Here is a 17,993-nt window from a genome sequence, read left to right as displayed (position 1 = left end):
TTACGCCTTCGGGAAAATCCACAGATGGTTTTCCGGCAGCGCCAGATAGCAGTGCTGCGGATCGCGCACCTCATTGCCGTAGGCGCGAATAGCAAAATCGTCGCCTGCGGTGCGGAACAGGTACTCCCAGCGGTCGCCGAGATACATGCTGGTGACCAGCGGCAGCTCCAGCTGATTCTCGCCTGGCCCCTCTACCAGCCTCACACGCTCCACGCGGATCACCGCCGTGGCCTCCTGGCCCTGCTGCACCCCTTCTCCCGCTCTGCCCCACAGGCTCCAGCCTTTGCCCTCAATACGCGCTCTACCGTCGCGCAACTCGGCGATTTTTCCGTGCAGGCGATTATTGCTGCCCATAAACTCAGCGGTAAACAGGGTTTTCGGCGAGCCGTACATCTCCTGCGGCGTGCCCTGCTGCTCGATCTTGCCGTTATTCAGCAGCAGGATGCGATCGGAAATCGCCATCGCCTCGTTTTGGTCGTGCGTCACCATCAGCGCCGACAGCCCGAGCTTGATAATCAGCTCACGCAGGAAGACGCGCGCCTCTTCACGCAGCTTGGCGTCGAGGTTCGACAGCGGCTCATCCAGCAGGATCACCGGTGGGTTATAGACCAGCGCACGGCCAATGGCGACGCGCTGCTGCTGCCCGCCAGAAAGCTGGTGCGGATGGCGCTTGCCCAGATGGCCCAGCCCCAGCTGGTTGAGTACGTCCTGCACCCGCTGATTAATCTCCGCAGAGGCAACCTTACGCAGCTTTAACGGATAGGCCACGTTCTCAAATACCGTCTTATGCGGCCACAGCGCGTAGGACTGGAACACCAGCCCGAGGTTGCGCTCTTCCGCCGGGATCTCGCTGCGCGGCGTCCCGGCATAGACCTGATTTTTGCCAATGATAATCTTGCCCTGCGTCGGCTTTTCCAGCCCGGCGACGGCGCGCAGCAGCGTGGTTTTACCGCTGCCGGAGGGGCCAAGCAGCGACACCACTTCGCCGCGCTGTAAATTCATGGAGACCCCTTTCAGAACCGGGTTGTCGCCATAGGTTAAATGCAGATTTTCTACTGATAATTCAATCATGTAATTTAACTCCAAATCGCAGGGCGATACCCAGGCCTACCACCACCAGCAGGATGTTAATAAAGGAGAGTGCAGCAACGATATCGATCGCACCCGCGGCCCACAGGGAAACCAGCATCGAGCCGATAGTTTCCGTGCCGGGTGACAGCAGATAAACGCCGGTGGAGTATTCGCGTTCAAAAATCAGGAACATCAGCAGCCAGGAGCCGATCAGGCCGTAGCGTGAGAGCGGAATGGTCACGTGGCGCGTAATCTGCCCGCGTGTGGCGCCGGTGCTGCGCGCCGCCTCCTCCAGCTCGGGCCCTACCTGCAGCAGCGTCGACGAGATCAGCCTCAGGCCATAGGCCATCCACACCACGGTGTAGGCCAGCCAGACGCTGAAGATGGTGCTGCGCAGCGAGCGCAGCCAGACAATAAGGTTATCGCGCAGCCACTGCGACCAGGCGAAATCAGAAAGCTAGCCCGACTTCAGCGCGTTGTCCAGCCACAGCGGCAGGAACAAAAACACCCAGAGAAACGCCAGGCCCGCCAGCAGCCCCGGCACGGCGCGCGGTACCAGCACGCTGTAGTCGAGGAAGCGCGTGGTGTTGTCAGGCTTACGGTGCATGGCGATACCGATGAACAGGTAGCAACCCACCGCCAGTGCGCCGCCGATCACGCCGATCGCCATGGAGTTGACGATGGCGCGCAGCAGATTTGGCTGCGCCCAGATCGTCTGGAAGGTTTTGATCGACAGCTCGTCCCACAGCGAGACGCCGACGCCCCAGTTAGAGATAAAGGCGCGCAGCACCACGCCCAGCAGCGGCACGCCAATGGTCACGGTCAGCCAGAACGCTACCACCGCGCCCGCCACCCAGCGCCATTTCCCCAGCGGCAAAGCGCGCGCTTGCGACGCTTTGCCCTTAACGGTCACGAAGCGGTTGGCTGTGCGCATCAGGCGGCGCTGCAGCATCACCAGCGGGATGGTGATGCAGATCAGCACCACGGCCACCGCGGCCATCAGGTGATACGAAGGCGTGCCGAGCTTATTGGTCAGCTGGTAGAGATAGGTCGCCAGCACCATATTGCCTTCGGGATCGCCCAGCACCAGCATCAGGCCAAACACCTCAAGTCCGAGGAAGAACAGCAGCACCACGGCATAGAGGATCGAGGGGCGTACCATCGGCAGGCTCACTGCCGTCATTACCTGCAGCGGCGAGGCGCCAGCGATGCGCGCCGCCTCTTCGACATCCGAGCCCACGCTGCGCAGCGCCGAGGAGATATAGAGGTAGGCATGAGGAACGTGCGTCAGCCCCGCAATCACCACAATGCTCGACATGTCGTAGATATTCCACGGCACAAAGCCGAGCAGGGACTGCGCCCACAGCGAGAAGAAGCCGACCGGCCCGGCGGCCACCACATAGCCGAAACCCAGCACCATTGGCGAGACGAAGATCGGCACAAGGATCAGCGGCTCGATAATGCGCCTGCCCGGCAGGTCGGTGCGCACCATCAGGAACGCCAGAATGCCGCCCAGCGGAATGGCGATAATCACCAGCCCAAAGGCGAGAATAAAGCCGCTTTTCAGTGCCTTGTAGAAGTCGGGGTCGGTGAAAATAAATTCAAACGACTCCAGGCTCCACGCTTTTGACGGCGCAAAAAAGGGGGCGGACAAGAAACTCTGGATGACAATAAACGACAGCGGAACATAGATAACCAGCGCGGTTAACAGCACCACGACGCCGCGCGGCAGGCTTTGCCACTTTCTGCGCAATGCATTCATATTGGGATCCTGAATGGCGAAATCTTAGGAAAGAGAAGCGCGACGCAGCGGGTCGCGCTTCCGAACTGCCGTTATTTACCGGCGGCTGCGCGCCACTGCTTGATGTAATCCAGACGTTTTTTCGGCTGCAGGTACTCCAGCAGGCTTTCGTCTACCGGGATAGGTTTCAGCGCATTGCCTAACATTTTGGTCAGGCCGTCGATATCGCTTTTGCCTTCGATATCGTTACGCAGCGAGGGAATGTCAGCCTGGTTAGCCAGAATGGTTTGCCCTTTTTCAGAGAGGACGTAATCGAGCCACAGCTTCGCCGCATGGCTGTTCTGCGCCTGCTGGCTGATAAAGGAGACGCGCGACAGCACCAGCGTGTAATCCCTCGGATAAGAGATGCCCAGCGAAGGATCGGTTTTGGCGCGGGCTTCAGCGTAGGAGCCAAGAATATTGAAGCCAATCAGGTTTTCGCCGGAAGAGACCCTCTCCATCATGGTGCCGGTAGAGGACTGCACCGCTAAGCCGCCCTTCGCCACTTCTGACAAGGTTTTGAAATAGTGCGGATCGGCTTTGGAATCCTGCACCGACAGCATAAAGCCCAGCCCCGATTTCTCAATATCGTAGGTGGTGACTTTGCTCTTGAATTTATCGGTCTGACTGGCGATCAGCTTCGCCAGCGCGGCGTGCGAATCGGGCACCTCGCCAGCCGGGATCAGCCGCTTGTTATAGATGATCACCACCGGTTCATAGGTGGTGCCATACGCGCGATTTTTCCACACCGCCCACTTCGGCAGCTGCGCAAGCTCGGGCGACTGATACTCCTGGGCGTAGTCGGTGGCCAGCTTCAGGCCGGTATCCATAGAGGAGCTCCAGACTACGTCGCCGCTGGTGCCGCCAGAAGCCTGCTCGCTGATAAAGCGGTTATACAGCTCGGTGCTGTTCATGTCGTTATATTCGACTTTGATGCCGGGATAGGTAGCCTCGAACCCCTTGATCAGCGGCGCTGCGGCTTTGGTGTCGGTGGTGGAATAGATCACCACTTTGCCTTCTTTGGTGGCGGCGTCGATAACGCCCTGGTAGTCCGCCGGATAGCCCTGCGGCGGCGCGGAGAAGGCGGAACAGGAGAGAAACAGAGTAGCGGCAACCAGAGTAAGAGGGTATTTTTTCGACATTATATTTAACCTTTTAGTTACACTTTGGGAACTAAAGGTCAACATAGCCGATCGGGTCCGTCAGGCAAGAGGTGCCCAGGCGTTATCTTCATGAAGTGTGATTATTGGCGTTTTTTCGGCAATTAACACCATTAAAACCACGTGGATGACGCGTGCCCTTATTGCGCACGATCACACTATTACAGGCCGCTAGTTTTGCGATAAAGCCGGCGCGGATGGCCAATATTGCCATACTGCATTTCGACGCCAATAAAGCCGATCTCCACGCAATACTCCAGATAACGGCGGCCGGTGGTTTTACTGATGCCGACGCTCTCTACCACCTGCTCTACCGACCAGCTGCGGTCAGGCGCATCGCTGAAAAAGCGCTTAACTCGCGTCAGGGTCAGAGATTCAATGCCTTTAGTCGACGGCGCGGGCGGGACGTCGCTGGCTGGCAGGTTGAACAGCTTGTCCAGCGCATGCTGGTCCACATTGGTCATCTGGCGCATCGTCTGCACCAGCAGCATAAAGCGCTCCAGCGAGGCGCGCAGGCGGTGAAAAAAGACCGGCTTGAGCAGATAGTCCAGCGCGCCGCTGCGCATCGCATGGCTACAGGTCTGCATGTCGCTCGCGGCGGTAATAAAGATCACGGAGCAGTCAAAACGCTTCAGCAGCGGGTCGTCGATCAGCGTGACGCCCTGCCCGTCCGGCAGATAGTTGTCGAGCAGCACCAGCCGCGGCTGATGTTGCTCGATCAGCTGGCGCGCCTGTTCCAGCGTGGCCGCAATACCCGCCACGCGCAGGTGGAAATGCTGCTCAATAAACTCGCGGTGCAAACCGGCGAGATGCGGCTCATCCTCAACAATCACGACATTGAGTGGCTTAACGTTGCTCATGGGAAAGTCCTGTCATTGCTGTGGGCTGATAGGGAATAAAAACAGAGAAGATGGTGCCCCGCGGTGAGTTGTGCTCAATTTCGATGCTGCCGCCCGCCTGATGAACATACCCTGCCACGAGGTAGAGGCCAATACCATGTTCCGACCCCAGCAGCGCATCGCCGTTGGCGGGTTTGCTGCTCACGCCCTGCTCAAACAGATGCGGCTTCAGCTGCTCGTCCACGCCACAACCCCGATCGGCCACCTCAATTAACAGCTCCTGGTTGCGATCGGAGATATAAAGTTCAACGGGCGCGACCGGATGCCCGGCGTTCAGCGTGGCATCCACGGCGTTATCGAGTAAATTTCCCACCACCGACATCAGCGCCGTTTCACTGATTGCCGCCGGAATACGGGTCAGCTGGCAGGCGGGATCGAACTGTAGCTCAACCCCTTTTTCCCGCGCGCTGACATATTTTCCCAGCAGCAGCCCGCACAGCGCCGGCGAAGTGAAGCGCGCCGAGACGAAATCGAGCACCTGCTGCGCGCCAGCGGACTGCGCCTGAATATAGCGCATCGCATCATCGTAGCGATGCATTTGCAGCAGCCCCACCAGCGTGGCGGTCCAGTTGAGCTGTTCATGGCGCATAATGCGCAAATTATCCGCATAACGCTTTATCTGGCTCAGCTGGCTGCTCAGGGTGTTGATATCATTTTTATCACGAAAACTGCACACCCAGCCGCCCGGCACGCCGGGTTCAAGTTCAATCGCCACGCGGTTAGCGATCACCTGGCGCTGGTTCAGGACGGTGATCTGATCGTGCTGGCGGCCGCTCTGGCTGAGGAAGGCGGGATGGATCTGCACGACCTCCTGCAGCGGCTTGCCCAGCAGTTCGCTCTCGCTGCGCTCGATCTCCAGCAGCTCCCTCGCCGCGCGGTTAATTAAAATCAGCTGACGTTCGGCGTTGACGGCAAAGACGCCTTCATACATCGCCTCAAGCAGCGCTTTTTGCTGCAGCACCAGCAGCGCGATATCTTTCGGCTCCAGCCAGAACATCTGCTTCTTCAGGTTGCGGCTAAAAGCCCATGAAAAAATAAACAGCAGCAGCAGCAGCGCCAGCCCGTACAGGCTCGCCTGCCACAGCAGGCTGATGTTGAGATTGGCGATCCAGGAGGTGAGGTAACCGACCGAAACGATGCCGATCACCTGATGGCGGGCATCAAAGATGGGGGCTTTGCTGCGCAGTGATATGCCAATGCCGCCCTTACGCACCGAAATAATGGTTTTCCCCTGCAGCACCTCGGCGTTATCGCCGCCAATCAGCGGCAAGTTAAGGCGTTCCGGCGATTCAGAGTGGTAAAGATGCTGCTCGCGTGCGTCGCCGATCACGATATAGCTGGCGTCGCTTTGCTCGCGCAGCGGCTGGATCAGGCGGGCAATGGCCGCGATATCGCGGTTCGCCACCTTCTCCGCCAGGCCTGGCATCAGCGCAATCTCGCTCGCCTGCACTCGCGCGCGCTGCCCCAGATCGTGATGCAGCTGCCGGTCAATAAAGTGAAACAGGATGGCGCCCTGCAGCGCCAGCAGCAGGCAGGAGAATAACACCAGCGAAAGGAAGAGTTTCACCTGGAAAGAGAGTCTGCGTTTCATACAGCCTGTGACAGAGAAGAATGGGTGCGCGGCATCAGGCCAGCCTATCACGCGCGCGCGCAATCAGCGGGCCGCGACCTCCAGAGTTGTGAACTGGCTACCATCTCGGTAACGCGCTCACCGCTCTCCTCATACAGCCATCCAGGTGTATAAGCGGTTAAAATAAATTAATGCAAATGTTGCCAGACCTTATCTCCTGTGGCTTAATAGCGCCATCGGTTTGGAATACAGACCTTATGAAAGCAGTTTTAGTAAAGCAGTCCTCAGTTCAAGTGTTATCCAAAGATACCCTTCTTCATGAGCCTTCTCCTAAGCGCCCCATAAGTAATTCTCAGGCCATCTTCGCCGCGTTAAGTGGCTCATAAATTAAGGAAATATCGATGTCTAACAAAATGACTGGTTTAGTAAAATGGTTCAACGCTGACAAAGGTTTCGGCTTCATCACTCCGGACGACGGCAGCAAAGATGTGTTCGTACACTTCTCTGCTATCCAGAGCGACAGCTACAAAACCCTCGACGAAGGCCAGAAAGTCTCTTTCACCATTGAAAATGGTGCTAAAGGCCCTGCTGCCGGCAACGTCACCGCGCTGTAAGACGCGCCTGTTATCAGCGACGCTTACAACAGCGATGAAGGCGCAAGCCTGAGCGGCTAAGCTGCCGCTGATAATAAAATGAGCCCGCCTCGTGCGGGTTTTTTTATATCTGTTTCCCTGACGCTGCCCGCTCCCTCCTCGCATCCGTTAAATTTATCATCCACACTTATCCAAAGCCGTAGTCGGCACTGCCATTGTGCATTACACTGCGCGCTGCAAAAACTGAGTAGATTAACGATTAAACAGGCGGTAACGGCGATGAACGGAACGATCACAACCTGGTTTCAGGACAAGGGTTTTGGATTTATCAAAGATGAGAACGGCGACAACCGCTATTTTCATGTGATCAAGGTCGCCAACCCTGAACTGATCAAAAAGAGTGCGGCGGTGACCTTCGAACCCACCACCAACAGCAAAGGGCTGTCAGCCTATGCGGTGAAGGTGCTCCCGGAGAGCAAATATATCTTTATCGCTGGCGAGCGCATCAAGCTCACCGCAATCAAATCTTTCGTGGTCTTCAGCGAAGAGGTTCCTGCAGATACGCGTATCGATAAAGAGAACACCGTACTCTCTGTCGGTTCACTGTTGAATAACATCCGGCCGAAAAGTGATGCTAAGCCTGGCGAAATGCGCACGGTGAGAAAGCTGGCGATCACGACTTTCCAGGGAACGACGCTGATCTTCTCGGAAGATGAGATCGACGTCGATGCCACGGCGAAAATGCTCAAGGTCTGAGATACCGCAGACTGTCCCAAAAACAGAACAGGCGTTACCTGGAGATCCTTCATGAACGATGAAATACCAATCAAATACTACGACGTTGCCGATGAGTATGCGACAGAGAGCGACAAGCCGGTAGAGGAATCGGAACGCGATTCACTGGCGCGCTATTTCCAGCTGCTGATTGAGCGCCTGATGAATAATGAGGAGATCAGCGAAGAAGCGCAGCAGGAGATGGCTGTCGAAGCGGGCATCGACGCGCAGCGTATTGATGAGATCGCTGAGTTTCTTAACCAGTGGGGCAACGAGTAACCTGGTGAGACGCGCCTGTCACTGACAGGCGCGCCGCCTTTTTTACGACTTCACGCTGCCGACCAGCTTCTTGCGCTGATCTTCCAGGCTAATCACGCGATGACAGACTTCCTGCCCGAAGTTTTTGAAATCCTGCTCCTGATTGCTCCACTCCGCCTGAATCGACTGCTGTAGCCCGCCCAGGTTGCCCATGATCGCCTGCAGCGGATTGTTGCCGCTCGCCTGCTTGCTGCCCATCTCGTTCAGGCTGTCCTGCAGTACGCCGCCCATGGTGCTCTGTACCAGACGCTCGCCGTCGGCGCGCACCTGGTCGATCGCCTGATGATGGAAGGTCAGGCCGTCGTCGCGATGTTCGATAATACGGTTCATCTGCTGCTTCAGCTGACCGTTGAGCGTGGTGAGGCGGTTACGTACGTTGCTGTCGGCGCCGAGCTTCTCGACAATCACCTTATCCAGCGCGATGCGGCTTTTTTCCAGACGCGACGAGGCGCCGGTATCGATCCAGGGCAGATCGCGACGCAGCGCGTTCTGGTAGTCGATAGCCTGCTGGCGCTGCGCATTGTTCACCGCCACCTTCCGGCCGTTAAACTGCACATCGCCCTGCGGAGAGATCTCCAGGTTGCCGTTCGCGCCAACCACCTGCACGCTTTGCGGCTTAATCACCACGTCATCCTGCGGTTTGACGCTGCACTCCCAGGCAGCCTGCGCCTGCGTCGCTGCCAGCAGCAGCGCGGCGATAAGCGTTTTACGAACCATAATCTCTCCCAACGAAACTTATTCCGTGTAATCGCCTTTCCGCTGTTGAAGGGTCAGGCGTCGGCGGCGCAGCGATCCTGGCGACGGCCAGCGCACAGCCTCCGGAGCGTACTGAAGTACGTGAGGAAGGCGAGCACTGCCCGGCGTCGGTAGCGCAAGTAAGCCAGCCTGAAGCGGACTCAACGCCGGATAAAAATATTAGTCCCACCAGACGTCGAAAAGTTCGGTAACCTGCACATCGCTCAGCTGACGATCTTCCAGCCACTTGCGCACCAGCTCGCGGTGCTCGTCGGTGCACTTGCCGGTCTTCTGCAGGCAGATCAAGCCCTCCCACACCAGATAGCCGCTGCCGTCATAGGCGAGGCCGTTTGGCGCAATCACTTCGTTGATAAAGTCATCGACGGTTTTATCAATCTGCTGTTCCGTGGTGCCCTCGGCGAAGCGCCAGGCGACCGAAAAGCCCAGCTCCTGAAATTCGTCGATATGCAGTTTTTTACGTAAACGGCGGCTGCGATGTGTGGCCATTATTTAATCCTCTCAAACATTAAGTCCCAAACGCCGTGGCCCAGTCGCTGCCCGCGCTGCTCGAATTTGGTCAGTGGACGCGTCTCCGGACGCGGCACGTAATCCTGCGTTTCCGACTGGTTCTTGTAGCCATCAATGCTGTTCATCACCTCCAGCATATGTTCGGCGTAGGCTTCCCAGTCGGTCGCCATATGGAATACCCCGCCCAGCTTCAGCTTGCGCATCACCAGTTCGGCGAAAGGCGTCTGCACGATGCGGCGCTTGTTATGGCGCGCTTTATGCCAGGGATCGGGGAAGAAAAGCTGTACCATGCGCAGCGAATTATCCGGGATCATCTTCTCCAGCACTTCCACCGCATCGTGGCACATTACGCGCAGGTTCTCGACGTTCGCCTCTTTCGCGGAGGCGAGACAGGCGCCTACACCCGGTGCGTGCACTTCAATACCGAGGAAGTTCTGCTGCGGATTATTCTGCGCCATGGTTACCAGCGAGGCGCCCATGCCGAAGCCGATCTCCAGCACCACCGGCGCGTCGCGGCCAAACAGGTGCGTCAGATCCAGCGGCTCGGGTTGAAACTCAACGCCCATCTCCGGCCAGTATTGGTCGAGCGCCAGCTGCTGCCCTTTGGTCAGACGCCCCTGGCGGCGCACAAAACTGCGTATACGGCGCAGCGGCCGCCCGTTCTCATCAAATTCCGGAGTGATGACGTCATTAATCATGTTGTAGCCTGCTGAGTAGCCTGTTTGGGGAAAGGCGCATTATGCAAAGTTAATTAGCAGAAGCAAGCCCTTGCGATCTTCAGGTTTACACCGGGGCCGCGCCTGTGCTGGAATGCCTGCCTGAGTGTAGAGTAATCACGGAAAATTTCCTTCTTATGATGCAAGCGCCGCAGTTCGCGCAACAGGTGCTGGACTGGTATCAGCGCTTTGGCCGCAAGACCCTGCCGTGGCAGCAGGAGAAAACGCCCTATAAGGTGTGGCTCTCTGAAGTGATGCTGCAGCAGACCCAGGTCGCCACCGTTATTCCCTATTTCGAACGCTTTATGGCGCGCTTTCCCACCGTCACCGATCTGGCCGCCGCACCGCTCGACGAGGTGCTGCACCTCTGGACCGGACTCGGCTACTACGCCCGCGCGCGCAACCTGCATAAGGCGGCGGAGCAGATAGCCGATCGGCATCAGGGCGAGTTCCCGCGCAACTTCGACGACGTTGCGGCGTTGCCTGGCGTGGGGCGCTCCACCGCAGGCGCAGTGCTGTCGCTGTCGCTCGGCCAGCACTTCCCCATCCTTGACGGTAACGTAAAGCGCGTGCTGGCTCGTTGTTACGCGGTTGAAGGCTGGCCAGGTAAAAAAGAGGTCGAAAAGCGGCTATGGGAGATCAGCGAAACGGTCACGCCAGCGGAGGGCGTCAGCCAGTTCAATCAGGCGATGATGGATCTCGGCGCGCTGGTCTGCACCCGCTCGAAGCCCAAATGCGACATCTGCCCGCTTAACAGCGGCTGTATCGCCTACGCCAGTAATAGCCAGGCGAGCTATCCCGGCAAAAAGCCGAAGCAGATCCTGCCGGAGCGCAGCGGCTGGTTTTTGCTGCTGCAGGATGGCGACGACGTCTGGCTTGAGCAGCGCCCGCCGGTGGGGTTATGGGGCGGCCTGTTCTGTTTCCCACAGTTTCCTACTGAGGATGCGCTGCACAGCTGGCTGCAGGCGCGCGGCATTGATGCAAAGCCGCAGCAGCTCACCGCGTTTCGCCACACCTTTAGCCATTTCCACCTGGATATTGTCCCAATGTGGCTATCGTGGTCATCTGTCGGGGCGGCAATGGATGAACCAGGCGGTCTCTGGTATAACTTAGCCCAGCCGCCGTCAGTGGGGCTGGCGGCGCCGGTTGAGCGGCTTCTGCACGAGCTACGTCACCCGCAACAGCTGGCCCTGCACCGGCATGAGATAAGAGAGGAAAAGTAATGAGCCGCACGATTTTTTGTACGTTTCTACAGCGCGACGCCGAAGGGCAGGATTTCCAGCTCTATCCAGGCGAACTGGGCAAGCGCATCTACAATGAGATTTCCAAAGAAGCCTGGCAGAAGTGGATGGCCAAACAGACCATGTTGATCAACGAGAAAAAGCTCAACATGATGAATCCAGAAGACCGCAAAGTGCTGGAAAAGGAGATGGTGAATTTCCTGTTTGAAGGCAAAGAGGTCCATATCGAAGGCTATACGCCGCCAGAAGCATAAATTTTAGGGCCTCAGCGTTGAGGCCCCTCTCTTTTCCGGGTCAGGCACGTATTTACAATGAATAAGAAATTACTCGCACTGCTGGTGATCGCCCCTCTTTTGGTCTCCTGCTCAGGAAAGAAGTCTTCGCAGTATCACGAAGAGTGGGTAAAGGACACCAACGGCTTCGATATTTTAATGGGCCAGTTTGCGCATAACATTGAGAACATTTGGGGTATCAACGAAGTCCTGATCGCCGGACCAAAAGATTACGTCAAATACAGCGACAACTATTACACCCGCAGCCATATCAACTTCGAAAGCGGCAACATCACTATCGAAACCATTTCCGGTACCGATCCGATGGCCAGCCTGCGCCAGGCGATCGTGACCACGCTGCTGATCGGCGACGATCCAGGCAATGTCGATCTCTATTCCGACGCCAACGATATTGTTATCAGCAAAGAGCCGCTGCTCTACGGCCAGGTGCTGGACAACACCGGCCAGCCGATTCGCTGGCAGGGCCGCGCGGGCAACTTCGCCGACTACCTGCTGCAAAATAAACTGCAGCGCCGCGTTTCCGGCCTGCATGTTATCTACTCGGTCACCATTCCAATGGTGCCTAACCACCTCGACAAACGTGCGCACAAATATCTGCCGATGGTGCGTAAGGCCGCCGAGGAGTACGGCGTCGACGCGTCGCTGATTCTGGCGATTATGCAGACCGAGTCGAGCTTCAACCCCTATGCGGTCAGCCATTCCGACGCGCTGGGGCTGATGCAGGTGGTGCAGCATACCGCAGGCGTCGATGTGTTCCGCATGAAGGGCAAGTGGGGCAAGCCGAGCCGCAGCTATCTGCTCGATCCCGAGAACAATATTGATGCGGGCACCGCCTATCTTTCGCTGTTGCAGAAGAGCTATCTGGGCGGGATCCAGGATCCGGTATCGCGTCGCTATGCGGTGATCACCGCCTACAACGGCGGCGCGGGCAGCGTGCTGCGCGTCTTCTCCAGCGATAAGGATCGCGCTTTTAACGCCATAAATAATATGTCGCCTGGGGAGGTTTATAACACGCTGACGACGCGGCATCCGTCGGCGGAGTCACGGCGCTATCTGTATAAGGTGAGCACGGCGCAGCGCAGCTATCGGCGTTATTGACAGGGTGGCTGCTGCGCAGAGGCTCTGGTTCGCTGCGCGAACTTGCTCTGAGCGGGTTCCGGGTTGGCCTGCTGCGCAGGCGGGCGCTGAGCGGGTTCCGCCCGCCAGGCGGGGTGGCCTGCTGCGCAGGCAGGCGCTGAGTGGGTTCCGCCCGCCAGGCGGGGTGGCCTGCTGCGCAGGCAGGCGCTGAGCGGGTTCCGCCCGCCAGATGGTTCAGGTTCGCTGCGCGAACGTGCTCTGAGCGGGTTCCGCCCGCCAGGCGGGTTAGCCTGCTGCGCAGGCAGGGCGCTGAGCGGGTTCCGCCCGCCAGACGGCAAGGAGTTTCAGCCGCTCCGCTGCTGGCGTGCGTGTTAAGGGGCTCGCCAGCCCCTTAACAATCCCCGCTTCCGGCAGCCTCCACGCCGCGCTTCGCGCGGTGCCTTCGTTGCTTACGTCGGCCGCACGGACCCGTCCGGACAGGCCGTCCTGGCCTGGCCCTCCCTCTCGCCGACCTCCTGTCGGCTCGTCCTGGCCGCCGTGCGCGCCTCAGCGTGTCGGATGCCCCTGACACTGCCCCGTCTGTGATTTCCTTATTTTTTATTAACGACACCGTCGTCTGAACGCATGACCCATGCTTTCAGCGACGAAGATGCGCCTTTAAGAGTCTGGACGTGCAGCAGGGGTTTTAGGGGCCATCGCAGCCGCTGAGCGAAGGAAGGATTTCAGGATGAGGCGACAGGACGTCGCCGAAAGCGCGGGCCAGGCCAGGACGGCCTGTCCTGCGCGGTCCGTCAGAAATCCTGCCGGAGCGAAGGGACCCGCGCAGCGGGCGGGTGAGCTGGCCCGGGGCGCGGGTGCAGGGCCGGCGCCCACCGGCCCTGCTCGGTCGCCCGCAGCGGGCGAAATGAAACTCCTCGGCTGTCAGGCGAACGAAACCCGCACCGCCGCCAGGCAAACCTTCCGTCAGGTCAAGCGCCCCTCCACGATCATATTCGCCACCAGCTGAAGACGCCCCTGCCCGTCATCCTCGGTATAAACCCCCTGCAGCTCCGGCGAGAAGCCCGGCAGCTGATTGACGCCCTCTTCCAGCGCCAGGAAATAGCGCTGCACCGCGCCGCCCCACACCTCGCCCGGCACCACGCAGAGCACGCCTGGCGGGTAAGGCAGCGCGCCTTCGGCAGCGATGCGTCCTTCGGCCTGCGCGATCGGCACCAGCTCGACGTCGCCGCGAATATAGGCCTGATGCGCGTCCTGCGGGTTCACCTTCACCGCCGGAAAACGCTGCTGCCGGAACATCGCCCTCTGCAGATCCTTCACGTCGAAGCTGACGTAGAGATCGTGCATCTCCTGGCAGAGCTGACGCAGGGTATAGCCCTTGTAGCGCGCCTGATTTTTGCGGTAAATCGTCGGCAGCACCTCCGCCAGCGGCGCATCCTCTCTGACCTGCTGTTCGAACTGCGCCAGCATCGCTACCAGGTGTGCCATCTTCTCCGGGCTTTCCGCTGGCGTCAGCAGAAACAGGATAGAGTTCAGATCGCACTTCTCCGGCACAATGCCGTTTTCGCGCAGGTAGTTGGCGAGAATAGTGGCGGGAATGCCGAAGTCAGCATACTCGCCGCTCGCCGCGTCGATGCCCGGCGTGGTCAGCAGCAGCTTGCAGGGATCGACCAGATACTGATCCTGCGCGTACCCGGCAAAACCGTGCCACTTCGCCTCGGGTTCAAAGCTGAAGTAGCGGCTGTCGCGGGCGATGCTCTCCGTGGATGCATCCTGCCAGCGCATGCCGTCTACCTGCTCCGGTACAAACGGCAGGATCATCTTGCAGCGATCGAGGATCGCCTTGCGCGCCTCGATGCCGAGCGTCACGCACGACTGCCACAGCTGGCGGCCCGCCTCCCCCTGATGCATCTTTGCATTAACGTCCAGCGCGGCGAAGAGCGGATAAAAGGGGCTGGTGGAGGCGTGCAGCATAAAAGCGTTGTTCAGCCGCTTGTGCGGGCAAAAGCGTTTCTGACCGCGAATATGGTTATCTTTTTTATGGATCTGCGACGTCTGCGAAAAACCGGCCAGCTGCTTATGCACCGACTGGGTAACAAAGATGCCCGGGTCTTGTTCAGTGAGTTCCAGCGTCAGCGGCGAGGTGCCCGCCATTACCGGAATAAACTGCTCATAGCCGAGCCACGCGGAGTCGAACAGGATGTAATCGCAGAGATGCCCGATGCGATTCACCACCTGACGCGCGTTATAAACCGTGCCGTCGTAGGTGCCGAGCTGAATAATCGCCAGCCGGAAAGGACGCGCTTCTCCGGCGCGCTGCGGCGCCACCTCTTTGATCCGCTCGCGCAGCCAGGCCTCGTCGAAGCAGTGCGCGTCGATGCCGCCGATAAAGCCGAAAGGATTGCGCGCCGCCTCCAGATAGACTGGCGTCGCGCCCGCCTGGATCAGCGCGCCGTGATGGTTCGATTTATGGTTATTGCGGTCGAACAGCACCAGATCGCCGCGCGTCAGCAGCGCATTGGTCACCACTTTGTTGGCGCTGGAAGTGCCGTTCAGCACAAAGTAGGTTTTATCCGCGTTGAAGACCTTTGCCGCGAACTTCTGCGCATCTTTCGCCGAGCCTTCGTGAATCAGCAGATCGCCGAGCTTAACGTCGGCGTTGCACATGTCGGAGCGAAACACGTTTTCGCCGTAAAAATCGTAAAACTGCCGTCCCGCCGGGTGCTTACGGAAAAATGCCCCGCCCTGATGGCCAGGACAGGCGAAAGTGCTGTTCTGCATATCAACATAGCGCGTCAGGGTATCGAAAAACGGCGGCAGCAGGTTCGCCTCATACTCCGCCGCGGCCGCTTCCAGCGCCGCCCACTCCTGCGCGGAGCCGTTCAGCTCGCCGGTCACGCCCGGCAGATGCAGCACCTCCTCCTCCCAGGCGTTGGCGACAAACACCGGCAGATTGAAGCCGGTATGGCGCAGCAGGGCCAGCACGCCGCTGCGCGTATCGGCCAGCGAGACGACCACTGCCGCCACATCGGTAAAGTCGGTGTTGTCCAGCGTCACTACGTCACGCCCGGTATTGAGGGTAAGGCTGGGAGCCACAGCAACGCTGGCGGCAATTTTCAGTGGTGTCATAACACAAATCCCCAACGGTGAAGGATGAGTGGGTGCCAGAGGCACGGCAATAGGGAAGATTCCCCGGCGAATAACGTCAGGCGGAAGCGGAGTCAGAGCAAAAGCGAAAGCCGCACCCGATAGACATCAGTAAAGCCAGATGGCGTCTGTCTTTACGCATGCCCAACAGCGAACGTTTAGCTGGCCTCACCGCATGATGAGCGGGCACAGCGGAAAGCGGCGAGCAGAGAGGAGCGCCTTGCGCACAGGGCAAAGCGAGCGGCGGCAGGTGCGGTTGCGCAATATTCCGGCCATAGCAAATCCTCGACGGGCAGGTAAAAAGAGGCGCAATCATGTCATTTTTTTCGCGCGGGAACAACCCGCCCGGCTTAATAACCCGGGAGGCGATAAATATGCAACGTCATGATAAATAAGCATTTAAAAAACAAACGCCTTAAATAAATGCTTAATTATCTTTGCTTTATGAAAGTTTATGCATTTCCCGGCGCTTTCCTGCCGCCTCTGCGCACGCTCTACCCCTTACCCCCGAGGAGGAGTAGACTGGCCGGCACATTTCCTGAATGCCGGAGGCTGCATGTTTACAGCATTAGTCATTGAAAATGATGAGCAAGGCTACCGCACCAACCTGAAAGAACTCAACGAATCTCAGCTGCCCGACCATGACGTCACCATCGACGTCGCCTACTCCACCCTCAACTACAAAGATGCGCTCGCCATCTGCAATAAAGGGCCGATCGTGCGTCATTTCCCGATGGTGCCGGGCATCGATTTCGTCGGCCGCGTCACCGCCAGCCGCCATCCAGAGTGGCGGCTGGACGACGTGGCGCTGCTGACCGGCTGGGGCGTTGGCGAGAAACAGTGGGGCGGCCTGGCGCAGAAAGCGAGCGTGCCAGGCGACTGGCTGGTTGAAGTGCCCGCCACGCTTAGCCCGCTACAGACCATGGCGATCGGTACCGCGGGCTTTACCGCGATGCTGTGCGTGATGGCGCTGGAGAAACAGGGCGTGACGCCGGATCGCGGCCCGGTGCTGGTCACCGGCGCGAGCGGCGGCGTCGGCAGTTTCAGCGTCAGCCTGCTGGCGCGCCTGGGTTTTGAGGTAATCGCCGCCAGCGGACGCGCCAGCGACGAAGGTTATCTGATCGATACGCTCGGCGCGCGTTCGGTTATCGACCGCAACGAGCTGTCGCAGCCCGGCAAGCCGCTGGCGAAAGAGCGCTGGGCGGCGGCAATCGACAGTGTCGGCAGCCATACGCTGAGCAACGTGCTGGCCGCCACCCAGCGCGACGGCGTGGTCGCCGCCTGCGGCATGGCGCAGGGGCTGGATCTGCCCGCCAGCGTCGCGCCCTTTATCCTGCGCGGCGTCACCCTGACCGGCATCGACAGCGTCATGTGTCCGAAACCGCTGCGCCAGCAGGCGTGGCAGCGCCTTGGCGAACTGTTGAACGGCGACACGCTGACCCAGCTTACGACGCTGATCCCGCTCAGCGAAGCGAAACAGGGCGCGCAGGATCTGCTGGAGGGCAAGGTGCGCGGCCGCCTGATTGTCGACTGCCGCTAAGCGGTTTGATGCAGGGCGACGTCGCGCAGCAGCACCGCAAGGCGCGCCAGCGCGAACTGCGCGCCCTGCTCCATCACCGCTTTCGGCTCGCCCTCGAAGCGTCGCATCTCCGCCACCACGCTGCCGTCGGGCAAGGTCCAGCCAAACCAGATGGTTCCAGCGGGCGTGCCGTCTTCGCCGCCATCCGGTCCGGCATAGCCGGTAATCGACAGGCTGACCGGCTCGCCGGAGCGCTCGCGCGCGCCGATCGCCATCTCGCGCGCCGTCTGTTCGCTCACCGCGGTATGCGCCTCCAGGGTCTCCGGCCGCACCCCGAGCAGCTGGCTTTTCGCCTTATCGCTGTAGGTGACGAAGCCGCTGGTATAGAAGTTGCCGCTGTTTTCCACTTTCGCCAGCGTCATGCTGATCAAGCCGGCGGTGCAGGACTCGGCGGTCGCTAACCGCCACTCAGAGGAGAGAAGCCGCTCGCCAAGCTGTTCGGCGGCCTGATCTAATGCATCATTCATATCTTGCTTCCCTGTTCAGTGATTCAGAGTAGAAAGTATGGCCGAAAA

The 17,993-nt window shown here is 59.1% G+C and carries 16 protein-coding genes and 1 pseudogene; 7 read left to right on the top strand and 10 right to left on the bottom strand.

The genetic code is table 11. From position 1 onward, the window contains the following. The 5 genes and pseudogenes from Q9R34_RS06945 to Q9R34_RS06925 all read right to left on the bottom strand — a co-directional run bounded on the left by Q9R34_RS06945 (position 1) and on the right by Q9R34_RS06925 (position 6,501). On the bottom strand, positions 1 to 1,071 hold the full coding sequence (locus tag Q9R34_RS06945) for an ABC transporter ATP-binding protein (RefSeq protein ID WP_485892917.1): 1,071 nt from the start codon (positions 1,069 to 1,071) through the stop codon (positions 1 to 3). Further along, positions 1,064 to 2,833: pseudogene (locus Q9R34_RS06940) on the bottom strand (ABC transporter permease). The gene Q9R34_RS06945 and the pseudogene Q9R34_RS06940 overlap by 8 nt, the downstream one beginning before the upstream one ends. A gap of 71 nt (positions 2,834 to 2,904) precedes the next feature. Then, a complete protein-coding gene (locus tag Q9R34_RS06935; protein ID WP_485892916.1) occupies positions 2,905 to 3,993 on the bottom strand; it encodes an ABC transporter substrate-binding protein in 1,089 nt (362 codons plus the stop codon). Positions 3,994 to 4,172: 179 nt separating this feature from the next. Then, entirely contained in the window at positions 4,173 to 4,871 is a 699-nt protein-coding gene (locus Q9R34_RS06930; RefSeq protein WP_434125748.1) for a response regulator, read from the bottom strand. Then, on the bottom strand, positions 4,858 to 6,501 hold the full coding sequence (locus tag Q9R34_RS06925; RefSeq protein ID WP_485892915.1) for an ATP-binding protein: 1,644 nt from the start codon (positions 6,499 to 6,501) through the stop codon (positions 4,858 to 4,860). Before Q9R34_RS06925 ends, Q9R34_RS06930 begins: the two co-directional genes overlap by 14 nt. 380 nt (positions 6,502 to 6,881) lie before the next feature. On the opposite strand from Q9R34_RS06925, the gene cspE reads away from it, so the two are divergent. The 3 genes from cspE (at position 6,882) to Q9R34_RS06910 (ending at position 8,126) form a co-directional block, all read left to right on the top strand. Next, a complete protein-coding gene (gene cspE, locus Q9R34_RS06920) occupies positions 6,882 to 7,094 on the top strand; it encodes a transcription antiterminator/RNA stability regulator CspE (RefSeq protein ID WP_434125745.1) in 213 nt (70 codons plus the stop codon). Positions 7,095 to 7,352: 258 nt separating this feature from the next. Continuing rightward, a complete protein-coding gene (locus tag Q9R34_RS06915) occupies positions 7,353 to 7,829 on the top strand; it encodes a cold-shock protein (RefSeq protein ID WP_434125743.1) in 477 nt (158 codons plus the stop codon). A gap of 51 nt (positions 7,830 to 7,880) precedes the next feature. Further along, the gene (locus tag Q9R34_RS06910) at positions 7,881 to 8,126 is read left to right on the top strand and encodes a DUF2543 family protein (protein ID WP_434125741.1); all 246 of its coding nucleotides are present in this window, start codon (positions 7,881 to 7,883) and stop codon (positions 8,124 to 8,126) included. A gap of 42 nt (positions 8,127 to 8,168) precedes the next feature. Here Q9R34_RS06910 and Q9R34_RS06905 read toward each other — a convergent pair whose 3' ends face one another. The 3 genes from Q9R34_RS06905 to trmB all read right to left on the bottom strand — a co-directional run bounded on the left by Q9R34_RS06905 (position 8,169) and on the right by trmB (position 10,126). Next, a complete protein-coding gene (locus Q9R34_RS06905) occupies positions 8,169 to 8,882 on the bottom strand; it encodes a YggN family protein (protein WP_434125739.1) in 714 nt (237 codons plus the stop codon). Between the two features lie 198 nt (positions 8,883 to 9,080). Further along, on the bottom strand, positions 9,081 to 9,407 hold the full coding sequence (locus Q9R34_RS06900; RefSeq protein ID WP_434125738.1) for a YggL family protein: 327 nt from the start codon (positions 9,405 to 9,407) through the stop codon (positions 9,081 to 9,083). Next, positions 9,407 to 10,126 carry a tRNA (guanosine(46)-N7)-methyltransferase TrmB gene (trmB, locus tag Q9R34_RS06895; RefSeq protein ID WP_434125737.1) on the bottom strand — a complete coding sequence of 240 codons (720 nt, stop codon included), beginning with the start codon at positions 10,124 to 10,126 and terminating at the stop codon, positions 9,407 to 9,409. The genes Q9R34_RS06900 and trmB overlap by 1 nt, the downstream gene beginning before the upstream one ends. Before the next feature lie 155 nt (positions 10,127 to 10,281). Here trmB and mutY point away from each other — a divergent pair, with 155 nt between their 5' ends. Genes mutY through mltC form a run of 3 tightly spaced genes read left to right on the top strand, consistent with a single transcriptional unit; the run spans position 10,282 to position 12,776 of the window. Next, positions 10,282 to 11,367: an A/G-specific adenine glycosylase gene (gene mutY / locus Q9R34_RS06890; protein ID WP_485892914.1), complete on the top strand. Its 1,086-nt coding sequence runs from the start codon at positions 10,282 to 10,284 to the stop codon at positions 11,365 to 11,367. Beyond that, positions 11,367 to 11,639, top strand: coding sequence for an oxidative damage protection protein (locus tag Q9R34_RS06885; protein WP_033792153.1), 273 nt, complete (start codon positions 11,367 to 11,369; stop codon positions 11,637 to 11,639). Before mutY ends, Q9R34_RS06885 begins: the two co-directional genes overlap by 1 nt. A gap of 57 nt (positions 11,640 to 11,696) precedes the next feature. Beyond that, on the top strand, positions 11,697 to 12,776 hold the full coding sequence (gene mltC, locus Q9R34_RS06880; protein ID WP_434125734.1) for a membrane-bound lytic murein transglycosylase MltC: 1,080 nt from the start codon (positions 11,697 to 11,699) through the stop codon (positions 12,774 to 12,776). A gap of 942 nt (positions 12,777 to 13,718) precedes the next feature. On the opposite strand, the gene Q9R34_RS06875 is transcribed toward mltC, so the two are convergent. After that, complete coding sequence (locus Q9R34_RS06875; RefSeq protein ID WP_485892913.1) at positions 13,719 to 15,881, bottom strand: ornithine decarboxylase; 2,163 nt, start codon at positions 15,879 to 15,881, stop codon at positions 13,719 to 13,721. A 574-nt stretch (positions 15,882 to 16,455) separates the two neighbouring features. Here Q9R34_RS06875 and acuI point away from each other — a divergent pair. Then, a complete protein-coding gene (gene acuI, locus Q9R34_RS06870; protein WP_485892912.1) occupies positions 16,456 to 17,439 on the top strand; it encodes an acrylyl-CoA reductase (NADPH) in 984 nt (327 codons plus the stop codon). Here acuI and Q9R34_RS06865 read toward each other — a convergent pair. Beyond that, entirely contained in the window at positions 17,436 to 17,945 is a 510-nt protein-coding gene (locus Q9R34_RS06865; protein ID WP_485892911.1) for a CinA family protein, read from the bottom strand. The two genes, acuI and Q9R34_RS06865, sit on opposite strands and share 4 nt — an antisense overlap. Positions 17,946 to 17,993: the final 48 nt, after the last annotated feature.

This window comes from Enterobacter sp. BRE11 (genome assembly GCF_031844285.1).
Classification (GTDB): domain Bacteria; phylum Pseudomonadota; class Gammaproteobacteria; order Enterobacterales; family Enterobacteriaceae; genus Pantoea.
Note: the sequence above shows the minus strand (reverse complement) of the source record. Positions and strands in the feature narration are given on the sequence as shown.